This is a genomic window from Nocardioides pollutisoli (assembly GCF_040045055.1).
Lineage (GTDB): Bacteria > Actinomycetota > Actinomycetes > Propionibacteriales > Nocardioidaceae > Nocardioides > Nocardioides tweenelious.
Genome location: NZ_JBDZDU010000001.1, coordinates 628,953 through 646,398 on the forward strand (window position 1 = coordinate 628,953; position 17,446 = coordinate 646,398).

Consider the following 17,446-nt stretch of genomic DNA (forward strand, 5'->3'; position numbering starts at 1 on the left):
CACCGGGTGCTGCGGTCGCCCTTCTCCCGGGTCGCCGCACTCGCAGCAGTCGCGGGCGTCACCTGGCTGCCGTTCGCAGGCCGGTCGCTCAGCCCTGACGAAGGTGGGCTGCTGATCCTGGCCCACCAGTGGTCGCCGGGGTCGTCGTTGTACGGCGACTACTTCGTCGACCGCCCACCGCTGCTGATCGCGCTGGTCGGCCTCGCCGACGGCGCCTGGTCGCTCCGGCTCATCGGCATCACGGCACTCGTGTTCACGGTCCTCCTGTCCGGGCTGGTCGGACGACTGGCTGCACCCGGCCTCCCCATCGCCCCGGTCCTGCCCGCGGCGACTGCGGCCGTCCTCGCGGCCACCCCGCTCTTCGGCGGCACGGTCGTGAACGGCGAGCTGCTCGGCCTGCCGTTCATCGTCGGCGGCCTGGCGGCGACGATCGCCGCGTTCCGGGCGACCGCCGCCGGTCCGGCGTACGGCTGGGGGCTCCTCGCCGGTGGGGCCGGCGCGTGCGCGGCCCTGGTGAAGCAGAGCCTGCTCGACGTCTTCGTCTGCGGGGCGGTCCTCCTGCTGACCCAGCGTCGTCTCCGCCCGGTCCTGGGTGCCCTCGTCGGTGCGCTCGCGACCGTGGCGGTGACGGTCTGGCTCGCCTCGTTGAAGGGCACCTCGCCGAGCGAGCTCTGGGACGCGGTCGTCGTCTTCCGCGGGCAGGCGGCCTCGGTGATCGCGACCTACGCCACCGGCTCGACGCCGCGGCGCCTCGGCGGCGTCCTGCTGGCGCTGGTGGCCACCGGCGCACCCCTGCTCGCCGCGGTCCTCGCGCGACCTCTGGCCCGCCGGGCCGACCACTCGCCCGACCTGCGGTGGCCGGCGCTCGCGACCCTGACGTGGGAGCTCGCCGTCGTCCTGCTCGGCGGCAGCTACTGGCTGCACTACCTGCTGGGGCTGGTCCCCGGTCTGGTGCTGCTCACCGCGGCCGCCGTCCAGCGCCCGCTGCCCGGCCGCCGCGCGCTCCGGATCGCGTACGGCGTGGCCGCGGCCTCCACCGTCATCACCCTGACCGCCGCTGCGGTCCACCCCGTCGACCGTGCCGAGGAGCCGGCGATCGCCTGGCTCGCCGACCACGCCGAGCCCGGCGACACCGGCGTCGTCGCGTTCGGTGCCGCCAACATCCTCCAGGCGACCGGCCTGGTCAGCCCCTATCCCGACCCGTGGAGCCTGCCGGTGCGCGTGCACGACCCGGACCTCGTCGACCTGACCGCACTGCTCGACTCCGACGACCGGCCGACCTGGATGATCGTCGCCGGCACCTCGCTCGGGACGTGGGGCATCGACCCGACCACCGCGGACCGCGCGCTGGCCGAGCACTACGAGGTCGCCACCACGACGGGCGAGTGGACGATCTACCGCGAGAGCGAGACCCCGTGACCCTCTCCACCGCGCGGCGCACCCGCGCGATGACGGCGTACGCCGTCGCCCTGCTGGCCTGGAGCCTGGTCGTCGGGATCCCGAACGACCCGGCCGGCGTCATCATCTGGATCTGGTTCGGCACCATCGCCTGGGACATCGACGCACCGACCGCCACGCACCTGCAGTTCTGGCGCGACTGGTGGAAGCCGCTGCTGCTGATGGTCGTCTACTGGCTCGGCCGGGGCGTCGCCGACAGCATCGGCATCGCGCCGCACTACTCGATGCCGATCCGGGTCGACGAGTGGCTCGGCCGTGGCATCGCCCCGACCGTCCGGCTCCAGCACGCGTGGTGCGGCAACCCGTGCACCAACGACGGCACGCCGCACTGGTGGGACACCCTGCTCACCACCGTCTACGCGTCGCACTTCCTGGTCGCGCTGACCCTCGCCGGCGTCCTCTACGTGCGCAACCGGCTGGAGTGGGAGCGCTGGCTACGCCGCTACATCACCCTGCTCTTCGCCGGGCTGACGATCTACGTGCTCTACCCGATGGCCCCGCCGTGGATGGCCGCCCGCGACGGCTACCTGCCCGAGGTGCACCGGATCACCAAGCTGGGCTGGTCGCAGCTCAGCATCGGCGGCCTCGACCTGCACCGGCAGACGATGATCATGTTCGGGATGGGCAACAAGGTCGCCGCCATGCCGTCGCTGCACTGCGGCATCGCCTGCCTGGTGGCGCTCTACGGCATCAGCCGCCTGCGTACGCCGTACCGCTGGCTGCTGCTGCTCTACCCGGTCGCCATGGCGACCGCCCTCACCTACTTCGCCGAGCACTACGTGATCGACGCGATCTGCGGGTGTGCCCTGGCTGGCCTGGTGATGCTGTTCGTCGGCCGGTGGGAACGCAGGCGCGCCGCCTAGGGGTACTGCCGGCACGGCTGGCTGCGCAGCGAGGCGCAGGCCGGCGCCTTCTTCGGGACATCGACGCCCGCGACCACCGGCAGCACCAGCTTGGACGGGTGCGCGGCGTCGGTCGCGATCTCGACCTGCTCACCGTGCGAGATCGTCTGGTCGAAGGCCCACAGCGGCCGGGCGCCACCGGGTGCGTCCACGGTGATCCGGATCCGGGAGCCGGCCCGGAACGGCTGGGCGAACGGCAGCAGTGCCAGTCGCACCTGGGTGAACTCCCCGGCCGGCAGCGGACTGGCGTCCGCCTCCAGGTCGGTGTGGGCGGGGTAGATCGCGGTCGACAGCGCGTCGTCGAGCTTGCGATGGCTCGCCCGCAGCCAGCCGGACTGCACGTAGATCTCGGTGCCGTTGGGACGCACCTCGCTGATCGTCGCCTCGAGGTCCGTGTCCGCGGCCGAGGAACGCACCCAGAGGTCCAGCGAACCGGTGCCGATGGTCACGACCGTCTTCCTCAGCGGCGCGGTGATCCAGCCGAGGCCCTTGCCCGCCGGGATCTGCCGCCAGTCGTACGTCGGGTGCGCCGCCCAGATGCCCGAGCTGGAGCCGGTGTAGGTCGTCGCCGGGAGCGCCGACGGGTCGGCCGTGTAGCTGCGCGGCGTGGTGTCCGCGGCGGCGACCGTCGGCGCCTTGCCGGCGAGCGCGCCGTCAGGCGTCAGGAACCACGACGTCGGCGTCGCGCTCGCGATCGGCCACGAGCCGAACGACTTCGAGAAGCGGGGCAGCGGGGAGCCGGACGGCTGGCCGTCGGCCGCGCCCTCCTCGAAGAGGATCCTGACCGGCTTCTGCGCCTCGAACTTCCTGAGTGCCTGCTGGTAGTTCAGGCCGCTGAAGTCCATGCCCTTCGGCAGGCTGAGCCCGTCGACCCCGGTGAGGGTCTTCGCGAGCGTCTTCGCGATGTACTGCTTGATGACCTCGTTGCCCGGCACCCGGCGTCCGACGTAGAGGTCGAGGAAGTTGGCGTAGCGCCGGAAGACGCCCAGGCTCAGGGACTCCGTGTGCGAGCCGTTGACCATCGTCGCGTAGACGTGCGGCGAGCCCGTGAAGTCGTCGAGCATCGCCGGGAAGTGGCCGCCGGTCTGCTCGTCCTGCCAGGCGCCGGCGATGAAGATCGGCACGTTGATCTTCGGGGCGAAGAGGCTCGGGGTGATCGGGTCACCGATCTCGGCCGAGTAGTAGGGGTTGTCCTCGATCAGCGCGAGCTGGTCCGGGTTCTGCAGCCGCACGTCCTGGTTGGCCTTGCAGACCAGGTCTCCGGCGTCGACCTGTCCCTGCTCCCAGCCCTGTCCGTAGGGCTCGGCCTGCTCGTCGCGCTCGTTGGCCCACGAGACGGCGAACCCGGTGTTGAGGATGCCGCCCGGGAAGAGCGTGCCGCGGTAGGTGTCGTCGATGACCGACAGCGGCGAGATCGCGGCGAGGTGGGGCGGCTCGGTCTGGGCGACGTAGAGCTGCTCGATGCCCGGGTAGGAGATGCCGACCATGCCGACCTTGTGGAACTTGGCCCAGGGCTGGGCCGCGATCGTCTCGATCACGTCGTAGCCGTCCAGGCTCTGGATCGGCTCGAAGGCGCGGAAGGAGCCGCCCGAGCAGCCGGTGCCGCGGACGTTCACACCGACGTAGGCGTAGCCGAGGTTGGTGTAGATCTGGGCGAACGTGGAGTCGGCCGGGTTGCTGGGGGCGTAGCCGGAGTACTCGACCACGGTCGGGAACGGGCCCTTGCCGGGCGGGAGCGAGACGTTGGCCGACAGGGTCGTGCCGTCACGGGTGGTGATGTAGCCGAAGCCCTTGGTCATCGTCTGGCCGGCGTAGAACGAGTGGGGCGGCGCCGGGTCGTCGAAGTCCGTGACGGTCGCGGGGTCGGAGACGGTCGCCGGGCTGCTCGTCGTACGCACCCGGTAGGTGCCGGCGTCCAGGTCGCGCCAGGCGAGGCTGCCCGCCGTGTCGACGGTGCCGGACGCGACGACGGCGTCGGCGGCGTCGATCAGCTCGAGCGCCTGGCCGGGGGTCGCGTCGAGCACGTAGAGCTGGTTGACGCTCGGCCGGACGGTGAACGAGACGGGGTCGGCTGCGCTGGCGGTGTCCGTCGCCACGAGCGTGCCGAGGAGCAGCGCGACCAGCGCCAGGACAGCAAGTGACGCGCGTCTCATCGTTCCCATGAGCGGATGGTGTCACGGGGCGGACGCCGTGTCCCCGGAAAGACCCACCCGGCATCCGCCGATGAAAAACCCGGACCCCCGCGGTCAAATCAGGGCAAACCCGGATGCGAGTGTCCCCGCCGCCTGAAAGAGTTGAGCCATGCACCGTCAGATCGCCGGAAGCCTCACGAACCGCAGGACCAAGTGGGTCGTCGCCGTCGTCGCGCTCCTCATCTTCTTCCCCATGGCAGCCCTCGGCGCCAAGCTGACCGACGTCCAGAACAACGAGGCGTCGTCCTGGCTCCCGTCCAGCGCCGAGTCCACGCGGGCGCTGGACCGCCTCGCGCCGTTCCAGGACCAGAACGACATCCCGACCATCGTCGTCTACCACCGGGCCGGCGGGCTGACGCCGGACGACCTCGCGGCCATCAAGGCCCAGCTGCCCGACATCTCCGCGATGGACGGCGTCGTCGGCGAGGCCCAGGGCCCGCTGGTGTCCGACGACGGCGAGGTCGCGCAGACCGTCGTCACCTACAACTTCGGCAAGAACGGCTGGAACGACCTCCCGGACACCGCTGACGAGCTGCGCAAGATCGCAGCCATCGACGGCGTCGACGTCAACATCGCCGGGCAGGGCGGCCAGGCCGCCGACTCCGCCGAGGCGTTCGCCGGCATCGACGGCACCCTGCTCTTCGCGACCCTCGGCGTCGTCATCCTGATCCTGCTGTTCACCTACCGCAGCCCGATCCTCTGGGTGGTCCCGATCCTGTCGGCCGTCTGCGCCCTCGAGATCTCCCAGGGCCTGGTCTACCTCCTGGCCAAGTACGCCGACCTCACGGTCAACGGCCAGAGCCAGGGCATCCTCACGGTGCTCGTCGTCGGCGCCGGCACCGACTACGCGTTGCTGCTCGTCGCGAGATATCGAGAAGAGCTCCGTCGTCATGACGACCGGCACGAGGCGATGGCGTTCGCGCTGCACCGCGCGGCGCCCGCGATCATCGCGAGCGCGTCGACGGTCGCCGTCGGCATGCTCTGCCTGACGCTGGCCGAGATGAACTCCACGGCCGGCCTCGGCCCGGTGCTCGCTATCGGCGTCGGCGTCACGCTGCTGGTGATGCTGACCGTGCTGCCCGCCTGGCTGGTCATCTTCGGCCGGTGGATCTTCTGGCCGAAGCGTCCCGCCTTCGGCTCCGACGAGCCGACCGCCTCGGGCCTCTGGTCCAAGGTCGGGCGCTCGATCGCACCTCGCCCGCGCGTCGTCTGGGTCACCACCGCGCTGATCCTCATGGTCGCCTGCCTGGGCGTCTTCAAGCTCGACACCGGTGGCCTGAGCTCGACCGACCAGTACACCAAGACGTTCGAGTCGGTGAAGGGACAGCGCCTGCTCGAGCAGCACGGCATGGTCGACACCTCGAGCCCGATCATGATCGTGGCGAACGCCGACCAGGCCGAGGCCGTCGCCGACGCCGTCCGCACCGTCGACGGCGCGGGCGAGCCCAACACCGACATCCCGCCCCAGGACGGCACCGCGTTGATCACCGTCCCCGTCGGCGGTGACGTGGCGAGCCAGGCGGCCTTCGACGTCGTGAAGGACATCCGTGACGCCGTCCATGCGGTGCCAGGCGCCGACGCGGAGGTCGGCGGCACGTCGGCGATCTACCTCGACATCCAGGAGGCCTCGCACCGCGACAACTGGGTGATCATCCCGGTCGTCCTGCTCGTCGTGATGCTGATCCTGATGCTCCTCCTACGAGCCGTGCTGTCGCCGGTGCTGCTGATCCTGACGGTGATCTTGTCCTTCGGCGCCGCGCTCGGCATCTCGACGCTGATCTTCCGGGGCGTCTACTCCCACCTGTTCACCGAGGGCAACGGCTTCCTGCACGCGGACGCGTCGTTCCCGCTGTTCGTGTTCACGTTCCTCGTCGCCCTCGGGATCGACTACAACATCTTCCTGATGACCCGGGTCCGCGAGGAGACCCAGGCTCGCGGCACCCGCCAGGGCAGCCTGGTCGCGCTGCGTGCCACGGGTGGCGTGATCACCTCCGCGGGACTCGTGCTCGCGGCGACGTTCGCGGTCCTCGGGTCCCTGCCGCTGGTGTTCCTGAGCGAGCTCGGCACCGCCGTGGCGTTCGGCGTCATCCTCGACACGATCATCGTGCGGTCGGTGCTGGTCACGGCGATCAACCTCGACCTGGGCGGCAAGATCTGGTGGCCGAGCGCGCTCGACCGCAAGCCCCCCGTCCAGCCGCCGGAGGCCACGGAGGGTGATGTGCCGGTCCCGGCTAGCCTGAACGGGTGAGCGAGCAGCCGACACCCCAGCAGGTACGCCGGGCCCTGGCCCGAGCCGAGCGCGGTGCGGCGCTGGACGTCGCCGAGGCGACCGTCCTGCTCGCTGCCGTGGGCGAGGACCTCGACCGGCTCTGCGCGGTCGCGGGCCGGGTCCGCGACGCAGGCCTGGTGGCCGCCGGCCGGCCCGGGACGGTCACCTACTCGCCCAAGGTCTTCATCCCGGTCACCAAGCTCTGCCGCGACCGCTGCCACTACTGCACGTTCGTCGAGTCGCCCGGCCAGCTCACGCGGGCCGGGCACGCGATGTTCCTCTCCCCCGACGAGATCCTCGCGATCGCGTCCGAGGGCGCGGCAATGGGCTGCCTGGAGGCGCTGTTCACGCTGGGCGACCGTCCGGAGGACCGCTGGCCCGAGGCCCAGGCCTGGCTTGACGAGCAGGGCTACGACTCGACGCTCGCCTACGTGCGGGCGATGGCGGTCCGGGTGCTCGAGGAGACCGGGCTGCTCCCCCACCTCAACCCGGGCGTCATGACGTGGGAGGAGATGAACCGGCTCAAGCCCGTCTCGCCCTCGATGGGGATGATGCTCGAGACCACCTCGCGCCGGCTCTTCGAGACCAAGGGCGAGGCCCACTACGGCTCCCCCGACAAGGACCCGGCCGTGCGGATGCGGGTGCTCGAGGACGCCGGGCGCCTCTCGATCCCCTTCACCACCGGCCTGCTGGTCGGCATCGGCGAGACGCTCGAGGAGCGCGCCGAGACGATCTTCGCGCTGCGCCAGGTGTCCCGCGCCTTCGGTGCCGTGCAGGAGGTCATCGTCCAGAACTTCCGGGCCAAGCCGGACACCGCGATGCGGCACGCCGACGACCTGGCGCTCGACGACTACCGGGCCACGATCGCGGTCACCCGGATCGTGCTCGGGCCCAAGGCCCGGGTGCAGGCGCCGCCCAACCTGGTCGACCTGGCGGAGTGCCGGGCGCTGCTCGAGGCCGGCGTCGACGACTGGGGCGGCGTCTCCCCGCTGACCCCCGACCACGTCAACCCCGAGCGGCCGTGGCCGTCGCTCGAGCGGCTGCGCGACCTCACCGAGACCTGCGGCTTCGAGCTGAAGGCCCGGCTGACCGTCCACCCGGAGTACGTCCGCCAGGGTGAGCCGTGGCTCGACCCGCGGGTCTCCGGTCACGTCGCCGCCCTCGCCACCGAGGACGGCCTGGCCGAGCCCGGCGTACGCCCCGTCGGCCTGCCGTGGCAGGAGCCCGACGGTGGCTTCGCCAGCGTCGGTCGCACCGACCTCTTCTCCGCGGTCGACACCGAGGGCCGCACCGACGACCGGCGCTCCGACTTCGAGAACGTCTACGGCGACTGGGACTCGGTCAAGGACGCGGCCGCCCTCACGGGTGGACCGGCGGTGATGCACGCCGAGGGTGCCGATGCGCTGCGGGCCGCCGAGGCCGACCCGGGCAACCTGTCCGACGAGCACGCCTACACGTTGATGACGGCCGAGGGTCCGCTGCTGGACGAGGTGTGCCGCCTCGCCGACGACCTGCGCCGGGAGACGGTCGGTGACGCCGTGACCTACGTCGTCAACCGCAACATCAACTTCACCAACGTCTGTTACGTCGGTTGCCGCTTCTGCGCCTTCGCCCAGCGGCGTACCGATGCCGACGCCTACTCGCTGTCGCTCGACGAGGTCGCCGACCGGGCCGAGGAGGCCTGGGAGCTGGGCGCGACCGAGGTCTGCATGCAGGGTGGCATCGACCCGGAGCTGCCGGCGTCGGCGTACTTCGACCTGGTCAGCGCGGTCAAGCAGCGGGTGCCCGACATGCACGTCCACGCCTTCTCGCCGATGGAGGTCGTCAACGGCACCGCCCGCACCGGCCTCTCGATCGAGGACTTCCTGATCAAGGCCCGCGAGGCCGGCCTGGGCTCGCTGCCCGGCACCGCCGCGGAGATCCTCGACGACGAGGTCCGCTGGGTGCTCACCAAGGGCAAGCTCCCGACCCGCACCTGGATCGAGGTCGTCTCCACAGCCCACCGCGTGGGCATCCCGACGACGAGCACGATGATGTACGGCCACGTCGACAACCCGCGCCACTGGGTCAACCACCTGCGGGTGCTGAGCCGGATCCAGGACGACACCGGTGGCTTCACCGAGTTCGTGCCGCTGCCGTTCGTGCACACCTCGTCGCCGATCTACCTCGCCGGCGTCGCTCGCCCAGGTCCGTCGATGCGCGACAACCTGGCCGTCCACGCGATGGCCCGGATCCTGTTGCACGGCCGGATCCGCAACATCCAGACCTCGTGGGTCAAGCTCGGCGTCGACGGCACCCGCGCCATGCTCCAGGCGGGCGCGAACGACGTCGGCGGCACCCTCATGGAGGAGACCATCTCCCGGATGGCAGGCTCCGACCACGGCTCGGCCAAGACGGTCGAGGAACTCACCGAGATCGGCGCCGGCATCGGCCGGCCCGTGCGTGAACGCAGCACGACCTACGGCGCAGGAGGCCACGCATGACCAGCAACGGCGGCGACAACGACGCGGAGATCTACGACGGCTACAGCGTCGACGACGAGGACCAGCCGGGCAACATCGACGACCTGGGTGACCCCGCGGTCGCGGACGAGCTGGACCGCGGCTACTCCCCGCCGGAGAAGTACTCCGCCGGCCAGGGCTACGGCAACACGCCCTGGGAGGAGGAGCACCGCGAGTCGATCGACCAGCGGATCGGCCAGGAGGAGCCCGACGTCGACCCGTACGCCGAGACCGACGACGACTTCCTGGACGACGGCGAGGTGGGCGGAGTCCGCGCCGGCCGGCTGGTCGACACCGACCAGGGCCTCGGCGAGGACGAGGAGAAGGACCTCGTGGGCGACGACGTCGGCATCGACGACGGCGCCGCGTCGGCCGAGGAGGCCGCGATCCACATCGTCGAGGACTTCCCTGAAGAGTGACCGGACGAGTGAAGTCCCCGTCAGCGGGGTAAGGACTCTCCGGCGCGCGGGACGTCCGCGCACCAGGGAGGGAGATCAACCCCAATGGCATTCATTCTGTGGATCCTGGCCGTCATCCTCGTGGTGAGCGGCATCGTGTCGCTGTTCCGCGGGCAGATCCTGTGGGGCGTCGTCCTCATCATCGTCGGCCTGCTGGTCGGCCCGGGCGGCGTCAGCATCTTCACGAAGTAGCGCCCGGTCTGACCGGCGCTTGATCTGACACAGGTCGGCCGGTTGGTAGGCGGAAAACGAGAACACGTTCTAGTCTGAGCGCGTGCGCTTCTCGATCAGTACCGCCTTCCAGCCGGTCGACCACCTGCCCGTCCTCGCCCGAGCCGCCGACGAGCTCGGCTACCACTCGATCGCGGTGCCCGACCACGTGGTCGACATCGAAGAGCTCGAGACGCCGTACCCCTACACCGCCGACGGCGGCCGCCGCTGGGACTTCTCCGCGGCGTGGCCCGACCCGTGGGTGCTGATCGGGTCGCTCGCCGCCGTCACCACCCGGCTGCGCTTCATGACGTCCGTCTACGTCCCGTCGATCCGCAGCCCGTTCCAGGTCGCCAAGAGCGTGGGTACGGCGGCAGTCCTGTCCGACAACCGGGTCGCCCTGGGTGTCGGCATCGGCTGGTGCCGCGAGGAGTTCGAGCTCCTGGGCCACGACTTCCACACCCGCGGCAAGCGGACCGACGAGGCGCTCGCGCTAATGGCCGAGCTCTGGAAGCCCGGCTGGACCGAGTTCGAGGGCGAGTTCTACACGGCGCCCCGACTGGTCATGGAGCCCACGCCGACCGAGCCGATCCCGATCATCATCGGCGGCCTGTCCGACGTGGCCTTCAAGCGCGCCGCCCGCCACGACGGCTGGGTCGGCGACCTCTACACGATCGACGAGGCGACCGCGCTCGCGGCCAAGCTCGCCGAGGCGCGTCGTGCGATCGGTGCCGAGGGTGACTTCTCGGTGATCACCGCCCTCAACGACGCCTTCCTGCCCGAGCACTTCGCGCGGGCCGAGGCCGGCGGGGTCACGGACTGCTGGACGATGCCGTGGGCCTACTACCACGGCCTCGAGGCCAGCCTCGACCAGAAGGTCGACGGCATGGAGCGCTTCGCGAAGGACATCCTCGTCCCGCTCAACGGCTGACGCGGACTGCGAGCACCGGGGCCGGGGACCCCGGAAATTGAAGAACCGCTGGCGTCTCGGGTCGCCAGCGGTTCGTGGAGAACATTATCGGTATCGCGTGCCAACGTCAGGAAAACGACGAAATCAGCAGGAAATTTCTTCCTACTCCCACTCGATCGTCCCCGGCGGCTTCGAGGTGATGTCGACGGCGACCCGGTTGACCTCGCGGACCTCGTTGGTGATCCGGGTCGAGATCCGCTCCATGACCTCGTAGGGCAGGCGGGCCCAGTCGGCGGTCATCGCGTCCTCGGAGGTCACCGGGCGGATGACGACCGGGTGGCCGTAGGTGCGGCCGTCGCCCTGGACGCCGACCGAGCGGACGTCGGCGAGCAGCACGACCGGCATCTGCCAGATGTCGCGGTCCAGGCCGGCCCGGGTCAGCTCCTCGCGGGCGATCGCGTCGGCCTGGCGCAGGATGTCGAGCCGGTCGCGGGTGACCTCACCGATGATCCGGATACCGAGGCCGGGGCCGGGGAACGGCTGGCGCCACACGATCTCGGCCGGGAGCCCGAGCTGCTCGCCGACCAGGCGGACCTCGTCCTTGAAGAGCGTGCGGAGCGGCTCGACCAGCTCGAACTCGAGGTCGTCGGGCAGGCCACCGACGTTGTGGTGCGACTTGATGTTGGAGGTGCCCGCTCCCCCACCCGACTCGACGACGTCGGGGTAGAGCGTGCCCTGCACGAGGAAGGCCACCTTCGAGTCGGCGTCCGAGAGGATCTCGGCCTCGGCCGCCTCGAAGACGCGGATGAACTCGCGGCCGATGATCTTGCGCTTGTCCTCCGGGTCGGAGACCCCGGCGAGCGCGTCGAGGAACTGCTTCTCGGCGTCGACCACCTTGAGGTCCACGCCCGTGGCAGCCACGAAGTCGCGCTCGACCTGCTCGGTCTCGCCCTCCCGCATCAGTCCGTGGTCGACGTACACGCAGGTCAGCCGGTCGCCGATCGCGCGCTGCACGATGGCGGCCGCCACGGCGGAGTCGACGCCGCCGGAGAGGCCGCAGATGGCCTGGCCGCGGTCGCCGATCTGGGCACGGATCGCCTCGATCTGCTCCTCGACGATGTTGACCATCGTCCAGGTCTGGCGGCAGTGCGCGATGTCGTGGAGGAAGTGCTCGAGGACCTTCTGACCGTGCTCGGTGTGGAGCACCTCCGGGTGCCACTGCACACCGGCCAGGCCGCGGTCGACGTCCTCGAACGCCGCCACAGGCGTGACGTCGGTCGACGCGAGGACGGTGAAGCCCGCGGGGGCGGCGGCCACCGAGTCGCCGTGGGACATCCAGACGTTGTGCTGGCCGGGGATGTCCGCCAGCAGCGTGCCGGCGGTCGAGACCGACACCGGGGTCCGGCCGTACTCGCGAGCGCCCGTGTGGGCGACCTCGCCGCCGAGGCCGCGGGCCATCAGCTGGAAGCCGTAGCACATGCCGAAGACGGGGGTGCCGGCCGTGAAGACGGCCGGGTCGATGCTCGGCGCACCCTCCTCGTAGACCGAGGACGGGCCGCCGGACAGGATGATCGCCTTCGGCTGGCGGGCCAGCATCTCGGCGACCGGCATCGTGTGGGGCACGATCTCGGAGTAGACCCGCGCCTCGCGCACCCGCCGCGCGATCAGCTGGGCGTACTGCGCCCCGAAGTCGACCACCAGGACCAGATCGTGCTCCGCCACCGCCGTCATGGGCTGAGCCTATCGAGCGGTCCGGCGCACCTGACGTTTGTGTCCCGATATCGGCGCTTTCGCAGCACGAGCGTCAGGTACGACGGCTCAAGCCGCCCGCCGACGCAGCCAGATCGCCCGCTCCTCGGCGCTCAAGGTCCGCCTAGCGGCGACGGACGAGGTGTCGACCCACCAGTCCGGTTGCTCGACCGTCCAGCTCCTCGGCGCGCCTGTCCGCGCGGCCGCGCGACGGTAGGCACCGCGCAGACGGGCGAGGAAGTCCGTCACGTCACGCGTGTCGGCCGACATCATCGTGACGAGCTCGATCCCCAGGTCGCGGTAGAGCGCATCGCGGTTGAGATCACGCCGGAAGGCAGCGCGCTCGAGGTGGACCGCACCGTCGTACTCACCAGCGACACCGTGCTCCACGTCCAGCAGGTCCGGGGTCAGCATGTGGTTGCCCCGGAGATCGAAGATCGGGCGGTTGGTCCAGACCCGCGTGCGCGGGTGCGCATCGCGCCAGTAGAGCCGCATGATCACCTCCTGCGGCGACCAGGCGTTCTCGTCGGCCCACCGCAGCGCGTGACGGAGCTGCTTCGTGCCCGGGCGACCGCGAAGGCGGGACGCGTAGGCCGTGAGCGAGGCGATGTCGACCAGATCGTCGTACGCCGCCATGTCGATCACCTGCACCGCCGCGTGCAACGACCAGGCGCGGCGGACCTCGTAGGAGACCGAGCGCTCCGCCCGGGTCAGCGGGAGGCCGTCGAGCTCCACGACGTCGTCGGCGAACAGCCAGTCCTCGGAGAGCGTCACCCCGGGTCGGGCTCGCACCTGCCTGCTGTCACCGAGCGCGATCGGTACGGGGTGGTTGGCCCGGAACCACCGTCCTCGTTGCCACGCCAACCCGGCCCAGCCCGTCACGCCCGCGCCACCGGGGCAGCCCAGGACCGCTTCCACGATGCGCTGGTCGAGCGAGGTGCCGTCGGCCGACGAGGGCACGTAGAGCCCCGGTCCGACGCGCCGCCAGCCGGAGCCGCGCGCCTGGCCCGGTGTCGGGCCCGCGCGACCGCTCGGATCCAGGCGCACGGGCACGACGACGCCGGGACGGGAGATGACGCGACTCATGCCGCGAGGGTGCCCTGGAAGCCGCGACCGGCGCGCTGGTCTTCCACAGGGAGCCGCGCACCTGACGCAAATGTCGTACTTCTGGCGGAATCACGACACTTACGTCAGGTGCGCGGGTAAACGACGGGCCCGGAACGCGCATCAGGGCCCGGCCGGGGAGGGAGGGATGGCCGGGCCCTGACCGTCCACGCCTCTTCTGGACAGCACGCGGACTTGGGACCCGGCGGTGGGAGGGAGCGTGTTTGCCGGGTCCGCTGGCTCAACGAGGGGTCCAGACCCGGGTCACGGGCACTTCTCAGGAATTTCAGAGTTTTCGCGACCGGTAACGAGACGGGGTCAGCTGACCCCGACGATCGGCAGCCGCAGCGCGCCCGGAGCGTCGTCCGGGACCACCGGCGAGACCGGTCGGACCGGGTCGATCCGCTGGTAGGCGGCGCCGAGCGGCGGGCGGTCGTCGCCCTCCCCCTTGTTGGGCCAGAACGCCATCGCCCGCTCCGCCTGCGCGGTGATCGTCAGCGACGGGTTCACGCCCAGGTTGGCGGTCACGGCCGAGCCGTCGGCGACGTGCAGGCCGGGGTGGCCGTAGACCCGCTGGTAGGGGTCGACCACGCCGGTCTCGCTCGAGTCACCGATCGGGCAGCCGCCGAGGAAGTGGGCGGTGAGCGGCTTGTTGAAGGCGTCGCCGACGGCGCTGCCCGGGAAGCCGTTCATGATCCGGGCCATGATCCGGATCGCCTCGTTGCCGGCCGGGATCCAGGTCGGGTTGGGCAGGCCGTGGCCCTGCTTGGAGGTGACGTAGCGCTTGCGGGTGAAGGGGATCCGCTTGGTGTACGTCGTGATCGAGTTGTCGAGGCTCTGCATCACCAGGGCGATGACGGTGCGCTCCGACCAGTGCTTCATGTCGTAGAGATCGGCGACGTCGCGGCGCTGGCGCCACATCTCGCGCAACCAGGTCCGCCAGCGCGGCTCGTCGCCGTCGCCGTCGGTCAGCACCGACTGGAGCAGCGACATCAGGTTGCTGCCGGGGCCGTAGCGCACCGGCTCGATGTGGGTGTTGGGGTCGGGGTGGAAGCTCGACGTGATCGCGATGCCCTGGCTGTAGTCGACCGAGGAGTCGGGGGCGATCACGCCGCCGATCGACTCGGAGTTGGTGCGCGCCAGGTGACCGAGACGCTGCGAGATCGCGGGCAGGTGGCCCTCGTCGCGCATCTTGTGGAGCAGCCGCTGCGTGCCGAGCGCGGACGCCGCGAAGACGACCTGCTCCGCGGTGAGCACGCGACGCACCGACCTCCGGCCGACCTTGGCCTTCGTGTAGCGGACGTGCACGTCGTACCCGCCACTCCCCCGCGGCGCGACCCGGGTGACCGTGGTGAGCGGGAGCACCGTCGCGCCGTTCTGCTCGGCGAGGTAGAGGTAGTTCTTGACCAGGGTGTTCTTGGCGTTGTGGCGACAGCCGGTCATGCACGAGCCGCAGCCGATGCACGTCCTGCGCTCGGGGCCGGCGCCCCCGAAGAACGGGTCGTCGACGGTCTGGCCCATGCCGGCGCCGGGTCCGCCGAAGAAGACGCCGACCGGGGCCGGGTGGAACGTGTCGGCGACGCCCATCTCGGTGGCGACCTTCTCCATCACGTCGTCCGACGGCGTGCGGAGCGGGTTCTCGACGACGCCGAGCATCCGCTTCGCCTGGTCGTAGTACGGCGCCAGCTCGTCCTGCCAGTCGGTGATGTGGCTCCACTGCTTGTCGGCGTAGAACGCGGGCAACGGTTCGTAGAGCGTGTTGGCGTAGACGAGCGAGCCGCCGCCGACGCCCGCACCGGAGACGATCAGGCAGTCCTTCAGCGCGTCGATGCGCTGGATGCCGTACATCCCGACCTCGGGCCGGAAGAGGTACTTGCTGGTCTCGAACGACGTCTCGGGGAGGTCGTCGTCCTCGAACCGGGCCCCCGCCTCGAGGACGCCGACGCGGTAGCCCTTCTCGGTGAGCCGGAGCGCGGTGACCGAACCACCGAACCCCGAGCCGACGACCAGGACGTCGAAGTCAAAAGCCATCAGGCGCGACCCATCTTCTTCAGGAGCCGGAGGTTGAACGTCATCACCTTGGCGTAGAGCTCGTCGGACATGCCGTGCTGCGGACCGAGCGCCATCACGCGCTGCGTGGCGACCGACTGCGTCTCGGTGAAGCGCAGCACGCCCTCGGCGCCCTGACGGCGGCCGGTGCCGGACTGGCGCATGCCGCCCATCGGGGTGTCGAGGCTGGCGAACGTCGCGCCGAAGGCCTCGTTGATGTTGACCGTGCCGCACTTGATGTGGCGGGCGATGTAGCGGGCGCGAGCGCCGTCCTGGCTGTAGATCGAGGCGTTCAGCCCGTAGTCGCCGCCGTTGGCCCGCGAGATCGCGTCGGCCTCGTCGTGGAAGCGGTAGAGCGACACGACGGGACCGAAGGTCTCCTTGCCGAAGCAGGTCATGTCGGGGGTGACGCCCTCCAGGATCGTGGGCTCGAAGTAGTAGGGACCGAGGTCCGGCCGGTGGTTGCCACCGGTCAGCACGCGGGCTCCCTTGGCCACGGCGTCCTCGACGTGGGCGACGACGGTGTCGAGCTGCTGCTGGGAGATCAGCGTGCCCATGTCGTTGCCCCAGTCGAGCGTCGCGCCCAGCGTCATCGCCTGGGTGCGGGCGACGAAGCGCTCCACGAACCGGTCGTAGACCTGGTCGGCCACGAACATCCGCTCGATCGAGACGCAGAGCTGGCCGGAGCTCGAGAACGACGCGCGTACGGCGCCCTCGGCCGCCTTCTCCAGGTCAGCGTCACGCAGGACGAGGAGCGGGTTCTTGCCGCCGAGCTCGAGCGAGCAGCCGATCAGCCGGTCGGCGCACGCCCGGGCGACGACCTTGCCGGTCGCGGTCGAGCCGGTGAAGCAGACGTAGTCGGCGCGCTCGATGATCGCGCCCCCGATCTCGGGGCCGGGACCGGCGACGACCTGCCAGATGTCGCGCGGGAAGCCGGCCTCCTCGAGCAGCTCGGCCGCCAGGAGCGCGGAGAGCATGGTCTGGGCGTCCGGCTTCGTGACGACCGCGTTGCCCGCGACGATCGCGGCGAGGCCGTCGATGAGCGCCAGGTTGAAGGGGTAGTTCCACGGCGAGATGATCCCGACGACGCCCTTGGGCACCCGGTTGATCTCGGCGCGCGTCAGCACGGGGAAGACACCCGGCACCCGGCGGGTGCCGAGGTGGCGGCCCGCCGTACGCCCGTAGTAGCGAGCGGTGAGCGCGACGTGGAGCGGCTCGTCGAAGGCGTGCTTGCGGGCCTTGCCGTTCTCCCACACGATCAGGTCGACGATCTCGTCCTGCCGGTCGAGCACGATGTCGTGGAGGCGCAGCAGCATCTGGGCGCGCGCCTCGACCGGCACGCGCGACCAGGCGAGCTGGGCCTTGCGAGCGCGGGTGAACGCCTCGGCCACGTCGACCTCGGTCGACTGCGGGATGTGGGCGAGCGGCGCGTCGTTGAGCGGCGACCGGACCTCCGCGGTGGTGCCGCTGGTCGCGACGAGCCGGGCGGTCAGCGCCGCGGCGTACTCGGGCTCGAGGGCGTACGACGCCCGCGGGTCGTGCTCGGGGTCGTGGGGACCTTCGACGACCGGACCACCGGACGGGGTGGGGTTCTGGGCGCTCATGAGACCGAGAGTATGTGAGCCCGGTCTCCCAGACCACCGA

Annotated in this window: 12 protein-coding genes; 7 read left to right on the top strand and 5 right to left on the bottom strand. The window is 70.8% G+C overall.

Annotated features, from left to right (window positions below; translation table 11 throughout):
• The first annotated feature begins 6 nt into the window (after window positions 1-6).
• Together ABLE68_RS03025 and ABLE68_RS03030 are read left to right on the top strand one after the other, a co-directional pair.
• A complete protein-coding gene (locus tag ABLE68_RS03025) occupies window positions 7-1,419 on the top strand; it encodes a hypothetical protein (protein ID WP_348869699.1) in 1,413 nt (470 codons plus the stop codon).
• On the top strand, window positions 1,416-2,321 hold the full coding sequence (locus ABLE68_RS03030; RefSeq protein WP_348869700.1) for a phosphatase PAP2 family protein: 906 nt from the start codon (window positions 1,416-1,418) through the stop codon (window positions 2,319-2,321). Before ABLE68_RS03025 ends, ABLE68_RS03030 begins: the two co-directional genes overlap by 4 nt.
• Here the strand turns inward: ABLE68_RS03030 and ABLE68_RS03035 are convergent.
• Window positions 2,318-4,522 (bottom strand): CocE/NonD family hydrolase, encoded by a 2,205-nt coding sequence (locus ABLE68_RS03035; RefSeq protein ID WP_348869701.1) that lies wholly within the window; start codon window positions 4,520-4,522, stop codon window positions 2,318-2,320. The genes ABLE68_RS03030 and ABLE68_RS03035 overlap by 4 nt on opposite strands.
• A gap of 139 nt (window positions 4,523-4,661) precedes the next feature.
• Between ABLE68_RS03035 and ABLE68_RS03040 the strand changes: the two genes are divergently transcribed.
• The 5 genes from ABLE68_RS03040 to ABLE68_RS03060 all read left to right on the top strand — a co-directional run bounded on the left by ABLE68_RS03040 (window position 4,662) and on the right by ABLE68_RS03060 (window position 10,921).
• Entirely contained in the window at window positions 4,662-6,800 is a 2,139-nt protein-coding gene (locus tag ABLE68_RS03040; protein ID WP_348869703.1) for an MMPL family transporter, read from the top strand.
• Window positions 6,797-9,304: a bifunctional FO biosynthesis protein CofGH gene (locus tag ABLE68_RS03045; RefSeq protein ID WP_348869705.1), complete on the top strand. Its 2,508-nt coding sequence runs from the start codon at window positions 6,797-6,799 to the stop codon at window positions 9,302-9,304. The genes ABLE68_RS03040 and ABLE68_RS03045 overlap by 4 nt, the downstream gene beginning before the upstream one ends.
• On the top strand, window positions 9,301-9,741 hold the full coding sequence (locus ABLE68_RS03050) for a DUF5709 domain-containing protein (RefSeq protein WP_348869707.1): 441 nt from the start codon (window positions 9,301-9,303) through the stop codon (window positions 9,739-9,741). The genes ABLE68_RS03045 and ABLE68_RS03050 overlap by 4 nt, the downstream gene beginning before the upstream one ends.
• A gap of 84 nt (window positions 9,742-9,825) precedes the next feature.
• A complete protein-coding gene (locus ABLE68_RS03055; protein ID WP_348869708.1) occupies window positions 9,826-9,972 on the top strand; it encodes a GPGG-motif small membrane protein in 147 nt (48 codons plus the stop codon).
• 82 nt (window positions 9,973-10,054) lie between these two features.
• Window positions 10,055-10,921, top strand: a complete 867-nt coding sequence (locus ABLE68_RS03060) for a TIGR03619 family F420-dependent LLM class oxidoreductase (protein WP_348869710.1) — start codon at window positions 10,055-10,057, stop codon at window positions 10,919-10,921.
• 141 nt (window positions 10,922-11,062) lie between these two features.
• On the opposite strand, the gene guaA is transcribed toward ABLE68_RS03060, so the two are convergent.
• From guaA to ABLE68_RS03080, 4 genes are all read right to left on the bottom strand, one after another.
• A complete protein-coding gene (guaA, locus tag ABLE68_RS03065) occupies window positions 11,063-12,631 on the bottom strand; it encodes a glutamine-hydrolyzing GMP synthase (RefSeq protein WP_348869711.1) in 1,569 nt (522 codons plus the stop codon).
• An 87-nt stretch (window positions 12,632-12,718) separates the two neighbouring features.
• Window positions 12,719-13,735, bottom strand: a complete 1,017-nt coding sequence (locus tag ABLE68_RS03070) for a hypothetical protein (protein WP_348869713.1) — start codon at window positions 13,733-13,735, stop codon at window positions 12,719-12,721.
• Between the two features lie 336 nt (window positions 13,736-14,071).
• Window positions 14,072-15,784 (bottom strand): GMC oxidoreductase, encoded by a 1,713-nt coding sequence (locus ABLE68_RS03075; RefSeq protein WP_348869714.1) that lies wholly within the window; start codon window positions 15,782-15,784, stop codon window positions 14,072-14,074.
• Window positions 15,784-17,406: a succinic semialdehyde dehydrogenase gene (locus ABLE68_RS03080; RefSeq protein ID WP_348869715.1), complete on the bottom strand. Its 1,623-nt coding sequence runs from the start codon at window positions 17,404-17,406 to the stop codon at window positions 15,784-15,786. Before ABLE68_RS03080 ends, ABLE68_RS03075 begins: the two co-directional genes overlap by 1 nt.
• Window positions 17,407-17,446: the final 40 nt, after the last annotated feature.